Origin of the sequence: Aminobacter aganoensis (assembly GCF_014206975.1) — a bacterium.
Lineage (GTDB): Bacteria > Pseudomonadota > Alphaproteobacteria > Rhizobiales > Rhizobiaceae > Aminobacter > Aminobacter aganoensis.
In genome coordinates, this window is record NZ_JACHOU010000019.1 from 20,122 (window position 1) to 37,080 (window position 16,959).

General features: G+C 64.3%; 11 protein-coding genes. 10 read left to right on the plus strand and 1 reads right to left on the minus strand.

Annotated elements, in window-relative coordinates; all coding sequences use genetic code 11:
- The first annotated feature begins 104 nt into the window (after positions 1 to 104).
- From GGR00_RS23750 to GGR00_RS23775, 6 genes are read left to right on the plus strand one after another with little or no spacing between them, the layout of a single operon-like run.
- The gene (locus tag GGR00_RS23750; RefSeq protein WP_343065630.1) at positions 105 to 1,787 is read left to right on the plus strand and encodes a hydantoinase B/oxoprolinase family protein; all 1,683 of its coding nucleotides are present in this window, start codon (positions 105 to 107) and stop codon (positions 1,785 to 1,787) included.
- The gene (locus tag GGR00_RS23755) at positions 1,784 to 3,838 is read left to right on the plus strand and encodes a hydantoinase/oxoprolinase family protein (RefSeq protein ID WP_184701587.1); all 2,055 of its coding nucleotides are present in this window, start codon (positions 1,784 to 1,786) and stop codon (positions 3,836 to 3,838) included. The genes GGR00_RS23750 and GGR00_RS23755 overlap by 4 nt, the downstream gene beginning before the upstream one ends.
- 2 nt (positions 3,839 to 3,840) lie before the next feature.
- Complete coding sequence (locus GGR00_RS23760; protein WP_184701589.1) at positions 3,841 to 4,935, plus strand: ABC transporter ATP-binding protein; 1,095 nt, start codon at positions 3,841 to 3,843, stop codon at positions 4,933 to 4,935.
- A gap of 39 nt (positions 4,936 to 4,974) precedes the next feature.
- Positions 4,975 to 6,147 (plus strand): ABC transporter substrate-binding protein, encoded by a 1,173-nt coding sequence (locus tag GGR00_RS23765; RefSeq protein ID WP_184701692.1) that lies wholly within the window; start codon positions 4,975 to 4,977, stop codon positions 6,145 to 6,147.
- Positions 6,148 to 6,204: 57 nt separating this feature from the next.
- Positions 6,205 to 7,062, plus strand: a complete 858-nt coding sequence (locus tag GGR00_RS23770; RefSeq protein ID WP_184701591.1) for an ABC transporter permease — start codon at positions 6,205 to 6,207, stop codon at positions 7,060 to 7,062.
- Positions 7,056 to 7,862 (plus strand): ABC transporter permease, encoded by an 807-nt coding sequence (locus GGR00_RS23775; RefSeq protein ID WP_184701593.1) that lies wholly within the window; start codon positions 7,056 to 7,058, stop codon positions 7,860 to 7,862. Before GGR00_RS23770 ends, GGR00_RS23775 begins: the two co-directional genes overlap by 7 nt.
- Before the next feature lie 100 nt (positions 7,863 to 7,962).
- On the opposite strand, the gene GGR00_RS23780 is transcribed toward GGR00_RS23775, so the two are convergent.
- The gene (locus GGR00_RS23780; RefSeq protein ID WP_184701595.1) at positions 7,963 to 9,138 is read right to left on the minus strand and encodes a M20 aminoacylase family protein; all 1,176 of its coding nucleotides are present in this window, start codon (positions 9,136 to 9,138) and stop codon (positions 7,963 to 7,965) included.
- Positions 9,139 to 9,294: 156 nt separating this feature from the next.
- Here GGR00_RS23780 and GGR00_RS23785 point away from each other — a divergent pair, with 156 nt between their 5' ends.
- From GGR00_RS23785 to GGR00_RS23800, 4 genes are all read left to right on the plus strand, one after another.
- Complete coding sequence (locus GGR00_RS23785; RefSeq protein WP_184701597.1) at positions 9,295 to 10,449, plus strand: M20 aminoacylase family protein; 1,155 nt, start codon at positions 9,295 to 9,297, stop codon at positions 10,447 to 10,449.
- Between the two features lie 222 nt (positions 10,450 to 10,671).
- Positions 10,672 to 11,409 carry an IclR family transcriptional regulator gene (locus GGR00_RS23790; RefSeq protein WP_184701599.1) on the plus strand — a complete coding sequence of 246 codons (738 nt, stop codon included), beginning with the start codon at positions 10,672 to 10,674 and terminating at the stop codon, positions 11,407 to 11,409.
- Between the two features lie 17 nt (positions 11,410 to 11,426).
- Entirely contained in the window at positions 11,427 to 15,278 is a 3,852-nt protein-coding gene (locus tag GGR00_RS23795; RefSeq protein WP_184701601.1) for a hydantoinase B/oxoprolinase family protein, read from the plus strand.
- Positions 15,279 to 15,361: 83 nt separating this feature from the next.
- The gene (locus tag GGR00_RS23800) at positions 15,362 to 16,933 is read left to right on the plus strand and encodes an ABC transporter substrate-binding protein (protein ID WP_184701603.1); all 1,572 of its coding nucleotides are present in this window, start codon (positions 15,362 to 15,364) and stop codon (positions 16,931 to 16,933) included.
- Positions 16,934 to 16,959 lie beyond the last annotated feature (26 nt).

The window sequence follows — 16,959 nt, forward strand, 5'->3', positions numbered from 1 at the left end:
GCCCACCCGATCGGTCGGGTATGCAAGCCCCTTCCACGATGCAACCTTTCCGCATGGGCAGCAGATACGCGCTGCAGTCAAAAAGGTGCGGAATGGAGCAGCAGGTGCGAACCGTCGATCCCGTGACCCAGGAGATTATCCAGGGCAAGCTACTGTCGATGGTCGACGAGATGGGCATCGTGATGGCGCGGACCAGCATGAGCCCCGTAATCTACGAGGTTCTGGATTTCGCCTGCGGTATCTGCACCCGCGACTGCGACCTGATTGCCCAGACCAACGGCATCACGCTGTTTACCGGCACCTTCGCCACTCAGGTTCGCAGCCTGGTCGAGAGGTTCGCCGACGACATGGCGCCGGGCGACGTGCTGGTTACCAACGACCCCTATTCCGGGGGGACGCATTCCTGCGATCTGGCGATCATGCGTCCGATCTTCGCCGAAGGCCGCATCATCGCATTCGCCATCAATGTCGCCCATTGGTTGGACGTCGGCGGCGCGGTGCCCGGCAGCCTGCCCCCGGACGCCAATTCGGTGTTTCAGGAAGGCCTTCGCCTGCCCTGCGTCCGCATTGCGCGTGATGACAAGCTGCTGCCCGACATGGTCCGCATCATCAGCGAGAATGTCCGCCTGCCGGAAGTCGCGCTAGGCGACCTCAATGCGCAGCTTGCCACGGTGCGCATCGCCGAGCGCCGCATCCTGGAGATGGTCGAGAAATATGGCGCGGGCACGATCCAGGACGCATTCGATCACCTCCTCGATGTCAGCGAGCGGCGCAGCAAGGACGTCATAGCTGCACTGCCGGACGGCCTCTACGAGGCAACCGACGTCATCGACGGCGATGGCATTACCACCGATCCCATCGAAGTGAAGGTCGCCATCCGGATCGAGGGTGGCCGCATGGAGGTGGATTTCACCGGCTGCCCACCTGCGGCGGCAGGCCCGATCAACTGCGCGCGCGGCGCGCTCAGCTCGGCCGTGAAGACCATCTTCAAGGCGCTGGTGGCGCCACAGGAGCCGTCCAACGAAGGATGGTTCCGGCCACTTTCGGTGATCGCGCCCGACGGGACTGTCTTCACGGCGCAGAAACCTTCGCCGACAGGCTGGTACTACGAAGGATCTGTCCATGCCTCAGAGCTGGTTTGGAAGGCGCTTGCGCCGCTGATGCCGGAACGTTTCTCCGCCGGCTCCTATTCCAGCCTGTGCGTGACCTACATCAATGGCCGGACTGCCGACGGCGAAGAGTTCATCCACATCGAGCCGCAGCATGGCGGCTGGGGTGGCGCGCCCGGTCGCGATGGCGCCAGCGCGGTGATCGCCCTGACCGATGGCGATACCTACAACTACTCGGTCGAACTCATCGAAGCCAAGTTTCCGCTCCACGTCCGGCGCTACGCACTCAATGTCGAGGGCGGAGCCGGCGCAGGCCAGTGGCGCGGCGGCTTCGGGGTCGTGCGCGAATACGAGATCCTGTCCGGTGAGGCCGACATCCACAGCGGCTTCGGCCGCTCGCGAACCCCGCCCTGGGGCATGGACGGCGGGGATGCCGGAAGTCTCAACCGCCTTGATGTCGTCGACAACGAAGCCGGGAACACCACCTCCTATGGTCGATTGTCTCACCGCCGGGTCGTCAAGGGCGACGTGCTGCGCATCGCCACCGGCGGCGGCGGCGGCTGGGGCGACGCAGCCAAGAGAAGCAATGACGCGATCGCCGAGGACATCCGCGCCGGCTACATCAGCGCGGAACATGCGGCATCGGAATACAACCACCGGGGCATGGCGACGAAATGATCAGACTTGCAACCGATGTCGGCGGCACCTTCACCGATCTCGTTGGGTATGACGAGAAAACCGGAAAAGTGTTCACCTCAAAGAGCCTGACCACCCCCCAGGACCAGTCGATCGGCGTGCTCGATGTGATCGACCGCGCAGAGAATGCCAGCGGCCTGGACCCCGACAAGGTCCGGTTCTTCGCCCATGGCGGAACGACGGTGATCAACGCGATTACCGAACGCAAGGGCGTCAAGACCGCCCTAGTGACCACGGCAGGGTTTCGCGACGTGCTCGAGATCGGCCGCGGCAACCGCCCCGACCTCTACAATCTCCAGTTCCACAGCCCCGAACCGTTCATTCCCAGGAAGCTGCGAACGGAGGTCCGCGAACGGGTCGGCGCGGACGGGAGGGTCATCGAACCGCTCAACGAAGACGACATTCGCCAAGCCGCGCGCCTGTTTCGGGATGAGGGCGTCGAGGCCGTAGCGGTCATATTCCTGCACAGCTACGCCCATCCGGACCACGAGCTGCGCTGCGCTGCGCTGCTGCGCAACCTGCTGCCGGGCGTCACCGTCTGCGCCAGCTACGAGATTTCGCGCCAATGGCGCGAATACGAACGCACCAACACGGTTGCCCTCAACGCCTATGTGCAGCCGATCATCCAGCGCTACTTCGCCAATCTCGAAAAGGCGCTGGCCGCCAAGGGCGTGTATTCGGCCTATTATGCGATGTTGTCGAATGGCGGCGTCGCGACGTTCTCGCAAGCCGTCGCCAGTCCGTTGACCCTTGTCGAATCCGGCCCTTCGGGCGGCGCAGCTGGTGCCGCCAGGATCGGCGCGATCCTCGGCGAAAAGGACGTGCTTTATCTCGACGTCGGCGGCACCACGGCAAAATGCACGCTCATTCGTGACGGCAAGCCCAATCTAGACGCCGAATACAAGCTGGAATGGGCCCGCACCTTCCCCGGTTATCCGGTCCAGGTGCCTGTGGTCGACATCGTCGAGATCGGCTCGGGCGGAGGCTCGATCGCCTGGATCGACGCCGCCGGCGGCCTGCGGGTAGGGCCGAAAAGTGCGGGATCCGCTCCCGGGCCGGCCTGCTACGGCCTTGGCGGAACCGAGCCGACGGTCACCGACGCCAAGGTGGCCATCGGGCTGCTCGATCCTGCTGCATTTGCCGAAGGCGCCATGGCCCTCGACGTCGGACTCGCGCGCCAGGCCATCGCCAGGCTGGCCGGACCACTCGCCCTGTCCGTCGACGACACAGCCCAGGCCATCATCGACGTCGCCGAATCCAACATGATCAACGCCCTGAAACTGGTCACCGTCCAGCGCGGCCACGATCCACGCGACCTCGCGCTGATCGTCAGCGGCGGCGCCGGGCCGATGCTGGGCGCCCGCCTCGGCCGCGAACTCAACGCCAAGTCGATCATCATCCCACCGCATTCGGGCATCTTCTCGGCCTGGGGCATGCTGGCAGCGCATCCGCGCGCGGACATTCGCAAGACGTGGTTCTCGCCACTCGCCGCGTCGTCGCTTGGCGATTTGGCAACCGTGTTCGCCGACATGGAAGGCGAGGCGCTGTCTTATTTCGACCTCGACAACAAGGACGGCATCGCCTTCAGCTACACCGTCGAAATGCGCTACCACGGACAGGAGCACAGCGTGTCGACACGGTTCACGCCGTCGATGCAACTCGCCGATTTCGCCGAGGCCTTCCATCTCGCTCACGAGACCGCCTACTCGTTCCGCCTGCCCGACGCGCGCATCGAGGTGACGAACCTGCATCTTCAGGCCGAGATCGCCGGCAACGTCATCGACTGCCCGTTGATCGACAATGACGGCCGCACTGTCGCCAAGGCGCGCAAAGGCGAACGCAAAGTCTATTTTGGCAACGATGGCGGCTGGAAATTATGCGCTGTCTATGATCGTAACGGCCTGCCCTGCGGCGAGCGCCTGAGTGGTCCGCTGCTTGTCGAAGAGCCCACCACGACAACGCTTGTTCATGCAGGGCAAGTCCTGGAGATCACCGACCGGGGCATCATGGTAATCACCGAAGAGGTCCGCTAGCCATGGCCATCTCGATTGGAATTGACAACGTAACCAGGACCTTTGGCACGGTCAAAGCACTGGAGCGCGTGGGTCTCAAGATCGAGGCCGGCGAATTCTTCACGTTGCTCGGCTCGTCGGGCTCGGGAAAAAGCACACTGCTGAAGCTGATCGGCGGCTTTGACCGCCCCACCACGGGGCGGGTCCTGTTCGATGGCCAGGATGTCACCGACATGCCGGCGAACCGCCGCCCGTCAAACACCGTCTTCCAGGACCTCGCCCTGTTTCCCCACATGAGCGTGGGAGAGAACGTCGCCTATGGATTGAAGGTGAAGGGCGTCGCTGCGTCGGAGCGCAAAAAGCGGGTCGAAAGCACACTCGCTCTGGTCGACCTGACCGGATTTGCCGAGCGCAACGTCAATCTTCTGTCCGGCGGGCAGCGACAGCGAGTCGCCCTGGCGCGCGCCCTCGTCATGGAGCCAGGCATCCTGCTTCTCGACGAGCCCCTGACCGGGCTCGACGAAAGGCTGCGCCAGCAGATGCGCGATGAGTTCGGCAGGCTGCACCAGCGAACCGGATCGACCTTCGTGCTGGTCACCCACAATCAGGACGAAGCGCTGAGCCTCAGCGACCGCATGGCCATCATGCACAAGGGCAGGCTCGAGCAGGTGGGACGACCGGCCGATTTCTTTGCCAATCCCGCCAATGACTTCGTCGCACGCTTCGTTGGCATGGAACGCGTGCTCAAACCCGAAAGGCTGGAGCGCAGCGGCAGCGACACGGTCGCCGTCATAGCCGGTGAGCGGCTGGTTCTGCCAGGCGCTCGCGACGTCGGTGAAATGGGACTCCTGGCGGTTCGTCCCGACCGCATTTCGCTCGCGAACGTGCATGCAGCGCCCGGGAGCTCACTTGCAGCTATCGTGGCCGGACGCCAGTTTCGCGGCCGGTTCTTCGACTTCTATCTGGAGCTTGGCGACGGCCAGAAGCTCGACGCCGAGATCCCGATCGAGTTCGCCGATGCCTGGCCCGAAACGGGCAAGCCAGTGCGGCTCGAATTCGCCGGAGGCGCCTTGGTGCCCGTGCCCGCATCGGGAGCGACGGCGAACCGTGACACCTGATCATCCTGAAGAAATTTCATAAAAAGAAGGGGTAACATGATGACAAACAACATGAATTCTTTGAACGGCGCGATGGCGAGCAACATCAGCCGGCGTCAATTGCTCAAGACGCTCGGGGCCGGCGGTGCGGCACTGGCGGGCGGCTCCATGTTTCGGCCCATGTCGGCACTGGCCGCGGGCGATCTGGCATTCTGGGCCACTGGCACGCTTGACGTCGGCGACGCCTGGTCTCGGGCAGCCGACGACGCGGGCCTGAACGTCGCCTTCACCGACAATGGCAACGACCCCGGTCCGGCCGTCGCCCGACTGGTCGCCGGCAACGCTAACGACCTTTTCGATATCGGCGGCCTGCAGGGCGGCGCCGAGAAGGAACTCGCTGTCCAGGGCGCTATCGTTCCCTGGGACATGTCGAAGATCCCCAACTACGAAAACGTCTGGCAGTGGGCGAAGGACATTCCCTACCTGCAGCATGACGGAAAGCAGTATGGCCTGCCTGCCGTCATCAACGCCGACTCGATCATCTATCGCCCCGACAAGCTGGGCAAGGTCGACAGCTATGGCGTCATCTTCGACCCGAAGCTGAAGGGACAGGTGGCGATGGAAGACGCCTGGATCAACAGCGCGGTCTTTGCCGCAATGTACCTGAAGGAGTCGGAAAACCAGAAGATCGGCAATCCGGGCAACCTCACCGAGGACGAGCTTGGCCTGGTCATGGAGTTCCTCATCAAGCACAAGAAGGATGGCCAGTTCCGCACCTTCTGGAGCGGCTGGGAGCAAGGCGTGCAGCTTGTCGGCGACGGCGAAGTGCTGGCCATGACAGGCTGGGAGCCCATCGTCTACGAAGGTCGAAAACGCGGTCTTCAGGTCGAGTATGCCGCGCCCGTCGAAGGCTATGAGGGCTGGGGCAACAACCTGGTCCTGCTCAAGGGAGCAGTCGACCGCGGCCTTGGCGACGACGCCCACAAGTTCGCCAATTGGCTGCTCGACGGCTTCTATGGCTGCGCGCTTGGCGAACAGCGCGGCTACGTCGTGCCGAGCGATCGCAATGTCGCCTACGCCGAGGCGAATGCGAGCCAGTTCGACCCGGCAAAGGTCAAGGCGCTGGCCGAGCACGTCAAGGCCAAGTTCAGTGGCAAGGTCGCCTGGCAGAACACCCGCCCGGACAATTTCCAGCTCTACGAAGAATGGTGGCAGAAGCTGCGTAACGCCTGATTGCGACCAACAGCGGCGGGAGCCGTTCGCGCTCCCCCGCCTTTTTCTGGAAACCAGATGAAATCGCCCGGCCTTCTACTCGCACTCCCCACCGCACTCATCGTGCTGCTGCTGGGCTTCGTGCCCCTGATCGTCATCCTCGTCTGGAGTTTCTGGACCTGGGATCCCGCGACCTATTGGATCAGGCCGGAGTTCAGCCTGGCCGGTTATGAAGCGATTCTCGAGGCCGGGCGCTGGAGCGTCATCGTCGGATCGCTGGGCAAGGCGTTCCTGACCGCCGCGATATGTGTCGTCATCGGCTATCCCGCCGCGATGGCGGTGCATTTTCTGGCGAGCAGGCGAACGGCACTGCTGCTCATGGCGCTGTTCACCATCCCGTTCTTTACCTCATACATGATCCGCGCCTTTTCCTGGCGGCTGGTGCTCGGCCGCAACGGCCTGATCAATGGCTGGCTGATGGATCTCGGGATCGTCGACCAGCCGCTCGACTGGCTCCTTTTCTCCAATTTCGCCGTCAATGTCGGCCTCGTCGCCTCGTATTTGCCCTTCGTCATCTTTCCACTGATCCTGTCGATGCAACGCGTCGAGCCATCGCTGCTCGCCGCAAGCCAGGACCTTGGCGCCGGCTTCTGGCGGACCTTCCGCTCGGTCCTGCTGCCGCTGACGCAGGCCGGCATATTCGCCGGGTTCCTCTTCGTCTTCGTCATGGCGGCAGGGTCGGCCACCGAAGTGCAGATGCTCGGCGGCGCCGCCGCATCGATGATCTCGGTGATGATCAACGACGTCATGCGGGTGGTGAACTTCCCGCTGGCCTTCGCGATCTCGACCCTGGTGCTGATCATCCTGTTCGGGCTGATTTTTATCGGCAACCGACTGTTCAAGCTGACCAGCCTGTTCGAGGGATTCACATGGTAGCCGGTTTCGAAAGCCGCCCGCTGAAGGCCGCCATCTGGCTGATGACAGCCATTGGCCTGGCGATCATCTACCTCCCGCCGCTGTACCTGGTGGCGGTGTCGTTCAATCCGGCGCTGCAGCCCGCGCTGCCGCCGCTGTCCGACATCAGCCTGACCTGGTATTTCGCGCTCGCCAAGGAGCGCACCCTCATCAGCGCATTGCAGGAATCGCTGCTGGTCGCGACCATCACCGCGCTGGTGGCAACCGGCCTCGCGCTATTGTCGGCACTCGCCTACATGGACCTCGGCAAATGGCGCTCGCGCTGGTTCATGTTCGTGCTTCTGCCAATGTTCGTTCCCGGCATCATCCAGGGCCTGTCGCTTTCGGTGATTTTCGGACGCATCGGACTGAAGCCTTTCTGGGGCACTGTAGCGGCAAGCCACCTGCTGTGGGCGCTGCCATTCGCCTTCACCGTCATCCTGACCAGCATGGCAGCCGTCAGGCGTTCCTACCTGCTTGCCGCGTCCGATCTCGGCGCTTCCTGGTGGCGCCAACTCGTCGACGTGACATTGCCGCTGATCAAGCCGGGCCTGGTGGCCGCCTTCATCTTCTCGTTCCTGCTGTCGCTGAACGAATTCGGCCGGGCCTTCTATCTGGTCGGGCGGCAGAACACGCTGCCATTGGCGATGTTCGGCAAGATGAACTCAGGCGCCTCGCCGACCATCTATGCCTTGTCGGGCTCGATCTTCCTGGCTTCGATACTGGCGGTGTCGTTCGTGCTCCTGGCGGCGCAGGCCAAGGACCGGAAGCTGCATCGATAGAAACCAAAGCTATTGTCAGTGGCCGCTCGCCACCTTTCACCAATAGCTCGATAGCTTGGGAGGGCCGCGCTGAGCGCGAGCGCCGCCCTCCCAGCAGTCATCATTCGGCCGGCAGCGCCAGTCTTCCGCTGACGAGGGACGTCCAGTAACGAACGCCATGGACGATCGCATCGTCGTTGAAATCATATGCGGGATTGTGAAGCCCGGCGGAGTCGCCATTACCCAGCCAGATGATCGCGCCGGGCCGCTTTTCGAGCATGTAGGAAAAGTCTTCCGCACCCATCGTGCACTGACAATTGTCATTGACCTTGTCCTCGCCCACGACATCGGCGGCGACTGCGACAGCCGCCTTCGTCATCTCGGGATCGTTGACTGTCACGGGGTAGCCCGGCCGCCAGTCGATCTCGGCTTGCGCTTCGAACAGCCGCGCGGTGTTGGCGACGATATCCCTGAAACGCTGCTCGACGGCCTTCCGCGTCTTAGGATCGATGGTGCGGATCGTGCCGCCGATGACGGCCTGCTCCGGGATGACGTTCAGCGCCAGCGCATTGCCGCCGGAGATATAGGTGACCGACAGGACGACCGGGTCGAATGGATCGACGTTGCGCGAGGCGATCGACTGCAGCGCCGTCACCAGATGCGCTGATATCAACACGGGATCGCGCGATTCATGTGGCGAAGCGGCATGCGAGCCCTTGCCGTTCAAAGTGACGACGAAGCGATCTGCTGCTGCCAGCATCGGGCCGGGCCGAATGGCGAAGGAACCGACAGGCAGGCCCGGCTCATTGTGCATGCCGAACACTTCCTCGATGCCGAAACGCTCCAGCAACCCTTCCTCGAGCATGACGCGCCCGCCGGCGCCGCCCTCCTCGGCCGGCTGGAAGATGAGCACGGCCGTGCCGGCAAAATCCCTGGTCGAGGCGAGGTGTCGCGCGGCGCCGAGCAGCATTGCCGTGTGGCCGTCATGGCCGCACGCATGCATCTTGCCCGGGGTCTTCGACGTATGGGCCAGGTTGGTCTGCTCGGCAATCGGCAGGGCGTCCATGTCGGCCCGCAGACCGATCGTCCGGCCGGCGCCTAGCTTTCCCTTCACCACCGCGACGACGCCCGACGTGGCAATGCCGGTGACGACCTCATCACAGCCGAACGACTTCAGCTTGTCGGCAACGAAGGCCGACGTTACCGGCAGGTCGAACAAGAGCTCGGGATTCTGGTGGAGGTGGCGGCGCCACTGTCCGGCTTCTTCCGCAATCGTCTCGATTGTCTGTGCTGACATCTTTTCCTCTTTCAGGCGGCTGGGTCTGAAGTGTCGGCGCCTGTTGGCCAGTCGAGCCGCGCCTCCGTTCACGTCTTCGACGCCCTAGGACGAAACGCTTGCCTTCACAAGACGCCAGTGCCACTGACAGGCCAAAGCCACGAAAGACGGTCCGCCATGCCTGTGATTGAACAGATCGCCCAGTTCGCCGACGATCTCACCGCGATACGCCAGGATTTTCACCAGCATCCCGAACTCGGTTTCGAGGAGCATCGCACCTCACAGCGGGTGGCGGATCTGCTTACCAGTTGGGGCGTCACCATCGAGCGCGGCATCGGCGGCACTGGCCTGGTTGGTGTCATCGAGGGTACCCGGCCGGGGCGCAGCATCGGCTTGCGCGCCGACATGGACGCCCTGCCGATGGATGAGCTGACCAACCTGCCCTATGCCTCGAAGAATCCCGGTGTGTTTCATGGTTGCGGTCACGACGGGCACACCACCATGCTGCTTGGTGCTGCGCGCTACCTCGCCGGCAACCGCGATTTTTCGGGCCGTGCCGTACTGATCTTCCAGCCGGCGGAGGAAGGTCTCGGCGGCGCGCGCGCCATGCTGCGCGACGGCCTGTTCGACCGTTTCCCCTGCGACGAGCTCTACGGCATGCACAATTCGCCCTACCAGGACCACTCCCAGCTGACGATCCGGCCGGGCAAGGCGCAGGCCGGCGCCAGCTTCTTCGACATCACAATCCACGGCCGCGGTAGCCACGGGGCCATGCCCCAGGCCAGCCGCGATCCGATCACCATCGGCTCGGGCCTGATCAAGGAGATGCAGGAGATCGTCTCGCGCAACACCGACCCAACGCATCCCGCCGTCGTTTCGGTCACGCAGTTCCATGCCGGCTCGGCCTACAACGTCATTCCGGAAGCGGCAGTCCTGCGCGGCACCTTCCGATACTTCCACGACGCTGACGGCGAACTGATCGAGAACCGCATTCGCAAGCTCTGCGCCGGCTTCGCGCTCGCCCACGAAATCGAGATCGCCGCCGATATCCGCAACATCTTCGACGTGCTGTCGAACGATCCCGAGCGGGTCGGCAACCTCATTGAGGTGGCGCAGGAAATCGTCGGCGACAAGGCGCAGCCGAATGCGGAACTGACGATGGGATCGGAGGACATGGCCGATCTGCTGCGCGTCGTTCCGGGTGCTTTCTTCAATCTGGGGCACAACGGAACCGTCCCGCTGCACAATTCCGGATTCATTTTCGACGACACGATCCTGCCCGTCGGCGCCAGCCTTCTGGCCCGGCTCGTCGAGGTGCGTGGCGCCGCCTGAGCGCAGGCACGCAACAAAATCAATTTCTTGAACTGAAGACTTCGTTCGATCCCGGCATCGCTGCCGGGATCGGCGGAGCATTGCCTTGGCGATCTTCGATTCCGTCTGCCCGGCGGCATCGGGAAGTCGGCTCATTTTTAGCTTGACCGAATGCACGGACGAGAGCATTAGTTTCAAAAAGTGGAACTTGAGTTCCATTTTATGGAACGACTCGGAGGAGAAATGTCGGTCCTGAACAATGCCGCAGATGTGCTGAGGTGCTTCGGCAACGACTGTCCCGATCTCACGGTCTCGGACGTCGTGAAGCTGCTCGGCATGCCGAAGGCCAATGCGTCGCGGCTGTTGAAGGCGATGCGGGAGGCCAACATGCTTGAGACGATCGGCGACTCGCATCGGCACCGCCCGGGCCGCCTGATGCTCGACCTCGCAGCCGCCTACCGCCGTTCGTCGCTGCTCATCGGCCGCGCCAGCGAAGTGGTCGCCGAAGCCAGCAGCACCTTTGGCCACACCGGCTACATCTCCGTGCGTGACGGCAAGGAAGTGACGGCCGTCGCAGACTTCCAGGGCACCAACGCGCTCCGCGTCGTCAGCAATATCGGCCGCCGCCTGCCCGCCCATCTCAGCGCCACCGGCCGGTCGCTGCTGGCGCGGCTTGGCGAAGAAACAGTGCATGCGCTCTATGCCGGGCACAGTGCGCTGCATGATCTGAGCGAGCAGCTCTCGAAAGTACGGCACCAGGGCTTCGCTTATTCGAGCCAGGAGGCGACGCCTGGCGTGGACGCCATCGCTATTTCGGTCGCCGACCCCCGCACCGACGAAGCCGTCAGCCTCTGTATCGTCTACCCCCACGCACTCGTGGACACCAAAGGCCGCGACGAGATGATCGCCGCCCTCGCCAAGGGGGCCGCCCGCATCGCCGAGGATCTGGGCGACAGCGCCTTCGTCGCCCCCCGGATTTGAAGAAAAGGACATCAGTAATGAGTGATCTGCCCAACCGCTGGCGCGTGGGATTCGACATTGGTGGAACCTTCACCGACTTCGTGCTCTATGACAGCCAGAACCATTCCGTCACGCTGCACAAGCGCCTGACCACGCCGCATGATCCGTCACAGGCCGCACTGCTCGGCCTGCAGGAACTGCTGGATCTGCAGAGCATCAGGCACAGCGACGTCAGCGAGATCGTCCACGGCACGACACTGGTCACCAACGCGGTCATCGAGCGCAAGGGCGCGCCGGTCGGCCTGATCACGACGCGCGGCTTCCGCGACCTGCTCGAAATGGGCACCGAGCAGCGCTACGACATCTATGACCTGTTCGTCTCCTTCCCCGACCCGATGGTCAGCCGCGACATGCGCCTCGAAGTCGATGAGCGCATGAATGCCTCGGGCGAGGTGGAGACCCCGCTCGACGAGGCACAGGTTCTGTTGGCTGCCAAGAAGCTGGTGGCGCAGGGCTGCGAGGCAATCGCCATCGCCTTCATCCATTCCTATGCCAATTCGGCGCATGAGCGCCGCGCCGCCGATATCATCCGCGCCGCGTTCCCCGAGCTGTCGATCTCGATATCGAGCGAGGTCGTGGCCGAAATGGGCGAATACCAGCGCACGGTGACCACCTGCGCCAACGCTTTCGTGCAGCCGTTGATGCACCGCTACCTGACCAAGCTGGAGAAATCGCTGCGTGGCGCTGGCTTTGCCGGCGCGCTGCGCCTCATGCATTCGGCAGGTGGCCTGATGTCGCTGGAGACTGCCCGCGACTTCCCGATCCGGCTGCTCGAAAGCGGCCCGGCCGGCGGCGGCCTCGCCACCGCGCTGTTCGGCAAGGCGGCTGGGCTTTCCGACGTCATTTCCTTCGACATGGGCGGCACCACCGCCAAGGCGTGCATGATCGAGGACGGCCGCGCAGAGATATCGCCAATGATGGAGGCCGCGCGCGTCCACCGCTTCGTCAAGGGCTCCGGCCTGCCGATCAAGGCCCCTGTCATCGAGATGATCGAGATCGGCGCCGGCGGCGGTTCGATCGCCGCCATCGACGACGTTGGCCTGCTGAAGGTCGGCCCGCATTCGGCGAGCTCCGACCCGGGCCCGGCCTGCTACGGCATGGGCGGCAAGCAGCCGACCGTCACCGACGCCAACCTCACGCTCGGCTATTACGATCCCAACTTCTTCCTCGGCGGTCGCATGAAGCTCGACCTCGAGGCCGCCCGTGCTGCCATCGCGCGTGTGGCGGAGCCGCTGAACCTGACGATTGAAGAAGCTGCACTCGGCATCCACAAGGTGGTCGTCGAGAGCATGGCTTCGGCCGCACGCGTGCATCTTGTCGAGCGCGGCAAGGATCCGCGCGAATATTCCATGGTCGGTTTCGGCGGCGCCGGTCCGGCCCATGCTGTCGACGTGGCGCGCGCCATGGGCATCTCATCCGTGCTGATCCCACCGGCATCGGGTGCTGCGTCGGCGCTCGGCTTCCTTGCAGCACCGCTGTCCTTCGAAGGCGTACGGTCGCTGCGCGTCGAGCTGAAGACTGGCTTTGACACGAACGCCGTCAACGGCGTGCTGACCGCTCTTGAAGACGAGGGGCGCCATCAGCTGACCCGTTCGGGCATCGCCGCAGGCGACATCGTTGTCGAACGCAGCGCCGACATGCGCCTTGTCGGCCAGATGCACGACATCAGCGTGCCACTCCCCGACACGACACTCGGCGAAGCCGACCTGCCCGCCATTCGCGAGGCCTTCGTGCGGGCCTACTCCGCCCGTTATGCCGAGCCTTTCGAGGGTGCGCGCTTCGAATCCGTCAACTTCCGCGTACGCGTCGCCGGCCCCACGCCGCAGCTTTCGCTCACCGGTGCCACTGGCGGCGGCGACACCACGACCCGGATCAAGGGCCACCGCACCTGCTGGTTCGATGAAGGCAAGTTCGAGACAGCGGTTTATGACCGCTACGCGCTGCGCAGCGGCGACACCGTCCCCGGCCCGGCGATCATCGAAGAGCGCGAGTCCACCACCGTCGTCGGCCCGTCCGACAGCGTCACCATCGACGCCAGCCAGAACCTCTGCGTCCAGGTCGGCGCGCTCAAGGCGGCTGACGCGTTCGTCACCGACGACATGACCCGCGCCCAGGCAGTCGCCCGCATCAAGGGCGATCCGATCGGCCTCGAGATCATGTGGTCGCGCCTCGTCAACGTCGTCGAGGAAATGTGGCTGACCGTCTGCCGCACCGCATTCTCACTGGTCATCGCCGAGGCACAGGACTTTGCCTGCGAACTGCTCGACAAGGACGGCGAGACGCTGGCCCACAGCCCGCGCGCCATGCCGGTCTTCAACCTGACGCTGCCGCGCGCGGTCAAGGCACTGTTGGAGCGCTATCCGGCCGAGACGCTGAAGCCCGGCGACGTGCTGATCACCAACGATCCGTGGCTCTGCGCTGGCCATCTGTTCGACATCGCCATCGTCACGCCGGCTTTCCGCAATGGCAAGCTGGTCGGCCTGATGGGCACTGTCGGCCACGTCTCGGACATCGGCGGCACCAAGGACTCGCTGCATGCCCGCGAGATCTACGAGGAAGGCCTGCAGATCCCGCCGATGAAGATCTTCGAGGAGGGACGCCCCAACGAGACGCTGATCCAGCTCATCCGCCAGAACGTCCGCAACGGCGAGCAGGTGCTGGGCGACATCTTCTCCTTCGTCGCGGCCAACAAGCTCGGCGCGGAGCGGCTCGACGCCTTCATGCATGACTACGGCATGCACGACCTCGGCGCGCTGGCCGAAGTCGTCCAGGGCCTGTCGGAAAAGGCAATGCGCGATGCGATCCGGGCGCTGCCCGATGGTGAGTACCGCTCGGTCATCACCAACAACCCGCTTGGCGAGACCATCAGCTACCCGGTCCTGGTCAAGGTCGAGGGCGACAGCATATCGGTCGATTTCGCCGGCGCCCCGCCGCAGCTCCCCCAGGGTGGTCTCAACTCGACGCTGAACTACACGGCGGCCCATGCGACCTACCCGCTGAAGTGTATGCTGACCCCCGCGGTGCGCGGCAATGCCGGCTGCTATCGCCCGTTCACGGTGACCGCGCCGGAAGGTTCGATCCTGAACCCGACCTACCCGGCGGCCGTGAACCTGCGTACCCGCACCGGCTGGTACCTCGCGCCGAACATCTTCGCGGCACTCGCCTCGGCCTCGCCCGACATGGTCCAGTCCTTCACCGGGCTTGCGGTCGCGGCGAACGTCTATGGCCAGACCAAGGACGGGCAGTTCTATTCGGACATGCTTTTCTGCGGCGGCGGCCAGGGCGGCTCCGAACGCGGCGACGGCCACTCCTCGCTGCTGTGGCCGACATCGGCGGCCAACACCTCCATCGAGCTGATGGAGAGCCGGGTGCCGGTGCTGGTGCTGGAGAAGGCGTTCCGCGCCGACAGCGGCGGTGCGGGCAAGCAGCGCGGCGGCCTCGGCCAGGTCGTGCGCTTCCGCAAGCGCGAAGAGGACGGGCTGGAGATGCTGGTCTCGGTCTACCCCGAGGGCGTCGACAATCCCATCGACGGCCTGTTCGGCGGACAGGCAGGCGGCGGGGCACGCGGTCGCGTGCTATCCACCGACGGCCGGGTGCTGCGCGATTGCGGCACCGGCGAGCTGGTGTCGCTGCACCGGACCGACCAGGTGGTGGAACTCGTGCTCGCCGGCGGCTCGGGTTACGGCAACTCCGCCGAACGCGACCACGCCGCGATCTCCCGCGACCTCGCACTCGGTTTTGTGACGCCTGATCACGTGGCGCTCAACTACCGCAAGGAACCAGGTACGCCAGGAACCGTGGCGCCGCAGGAGAACGTGGCCTGGGCCTAAACGCCTATCGAGATCCGGCGGCGCCCGGCCAACTGGCGCCGCCCATTTGCAATGACGACCAGACATCCGACAGGAGCAATGCAATGACCTCTGACCAGTTCAACATCTCGCGGCGCGGCCTGCTGGCCCTGGCCGGCGTCGGCCTCGCCACCACCGTTTTCCCCCGCGCCCTCTTCGCGCAGTCGGGCGGCGTCCTGATCATCGCCGCCGGCCAGGACATCCCCAATTTCGACCCGCACACCGCGACGGGCTATTCCGCCTCGTTCTTCATGCGCAACGTCTATGACCCGCTGGTGCGCATCTCGGGCAACCCGCCGGTGCCGACCCCCGGCATCGCCGAGAGCTGGACCGTCAGCGCCGACGGCACCGAATACACCTTCGTCCTGAACAAGGCCGCCAAGTTCCATTCCGGCAATGCCGTCACCGCCGACGACGTGGTCTACTCCTTCGCCCGCGCACTGAAGCTCGCCAAGGGCAACTCCTGGATGATCCGCGACATCGTCACAGCCGAAGGCGTGACGGCCGTCGACGCGGGCACCGTCAAGTTCAAGCTCGCCACGCCCTTCGCACCGTTCCTGCAGGTGCTGCCGTGGATTTTCGTCGTCGAGAAGGCGGTGGTCGAGGCCAATCTCGGCAGCGATTCCGGCGAAACCTATCTTATGACCAATGCAGCCGGCTCGGGCCCGTTTGCAGTGGCACGCTTCGAGGTCGGCACGCTCTACCAACTGGCCCGCGCGCCGGAAGCCTGGCAGGCCGGCGGCGGCAACCTCGAAGGCGTGATCTGGCAGATCGTGCGTGAAACGGCCACCCAGCGGCTGATGATCCAGCGCGGAGAGGCCCACATCGCCACCGACCTCACCAGCGAGGACATGGATGCTTTGAAGGATGCACCCGGCGTCGTCAGCGTCATCGAGCCGGAATACCGCACCTTCTCGATCAAGATGAACACCCAGCACGGTCCTTGCGCCGACATCAACCTGCGCAAGGCGATATCCTACGCCACGAACTACAAGGCGATCCTCGACGCCGCAGGCTACGCCGACCCGATGAACGGCCCGTTGCCCAAGGGCATCCTTGGCTTCGACGCCAATCTCGTCGCCTACGGCACCGATATGGCCAAGGCGAAGGAATACATGGCCAAGTCGGCCAAGCCGGAAGGCGGTTTCAAGCTCAAGATGTACCACGTCTCGGGTCTCGAGCAGCAGCGCCGCTGGGCGCTGATCATGCTCGACAGCCTCAAGCAGCTCAACATCGAGCTCGAGATCGTGCCGATGAACTGGCCTGACATGGTCACCGCCTGCAAGTCGGCGGAAACCTTCCCCGACCTGTTCCCGGTCTACCAGACGGCGAACTACGGCGACCCCGACAACATCGCCTATGCGGCCTACCACTCGTCGCGCAACGGCGCCTGGCAGAACGCGGTCTACAAGAACCCGGAAGTCGACGCTCTCATCGAGGCCGGCCGCAAGGAAATCGATCAGGCCAAGCGCGTTGCGATCTACGCCGAATTCCAGAAGAAGGTCGTCGAGGATGCACCTGACGTCTTCGGCGTGCTGGAGCGCCGCAAGCTCGCCATGCGCGACAACGTGAAGGACTACCACTTCACGCCGGTCGCCTCCAACGCGATCGAGACCTGGGGCCTGTCGCTCGGCTAAGTCGAACATTTGGCGGGCCTTCGGGC

Excerpts from the sequence above, each read along its gene's own strand:
- GGR00_RS23755 (WP_184701587.1), top strand. The coding sequence starts at position 1,784 with ATGATCAGACTTGCAACCGATGTCGGCGGCACCTTCACCGATCTCGTT.
- GGR00_RS23760 (WP_184701589.1), top strand. The coding sequence starts at position 3,841 with ATGGCCATCTCGATTGGAATTGACAACGTAACCAGGACCTTTGGCACG.
- GGR00_RS23765 (WP_184701692.1), top strand. The coding sequence starts at position 4,975 with ATGACAAACAACATGAATTCTTTGAACGGCGCGATGGCGAGCAACATC.
- GGR00_RS23770 (WP_184701591.1), top strand. The coding sequence starts at position 6,205 with ATGAAATCGCCCGGCCTTCTACTCGCACTCCCCACCGCACTCATCGTG.
- GGR00_RS23775 (WP_184701593.1), top strand. The coding sequence starts at position 7,056 with ATGGTAGCCGGTTTCGAAAGCCGCCCGCTGAAGGCCGCCATCTGGCTG.
- GGR00_RS23780 (WP_184701595.1), bottom strand. The coding sequence starts at position 9,138 with ATGTCAGCACAGACAATCGAGACGATTGCGGAAGAAGCCGGACAGTGG.
- GGR00_RS23785 (WP_184701597.1), top strand. The coding sequence starts at position 9,295 with ATGCCTGTGATTGAACAGATCGCCCAGTTCGCCGACGATCTCACCGCG.
- GGR00_RS23790 (WP_184701599.1), top strand. The coding sequence starts at position 10,672 with ATGTCGGTCCTGAACAATGCCGCAGATGTGCTGAGGTGCTTCGGCAAC.
- GGR00_RS23795 (WP_184701601.1), top strand. The coding sequence starts at position 11,427 with ATGAGTGATCTGCCCAACCGCTGGCGCGTGGGATTCGACATTGGTGGA.
- GGR00_RS23800 (WP_184701603.1), top strand. The coding sequence starts at position 15,362 with ATGACCTCTGACCAGTTCAACATCTCGCGGCGCGGCCTGCTGGCCCTG.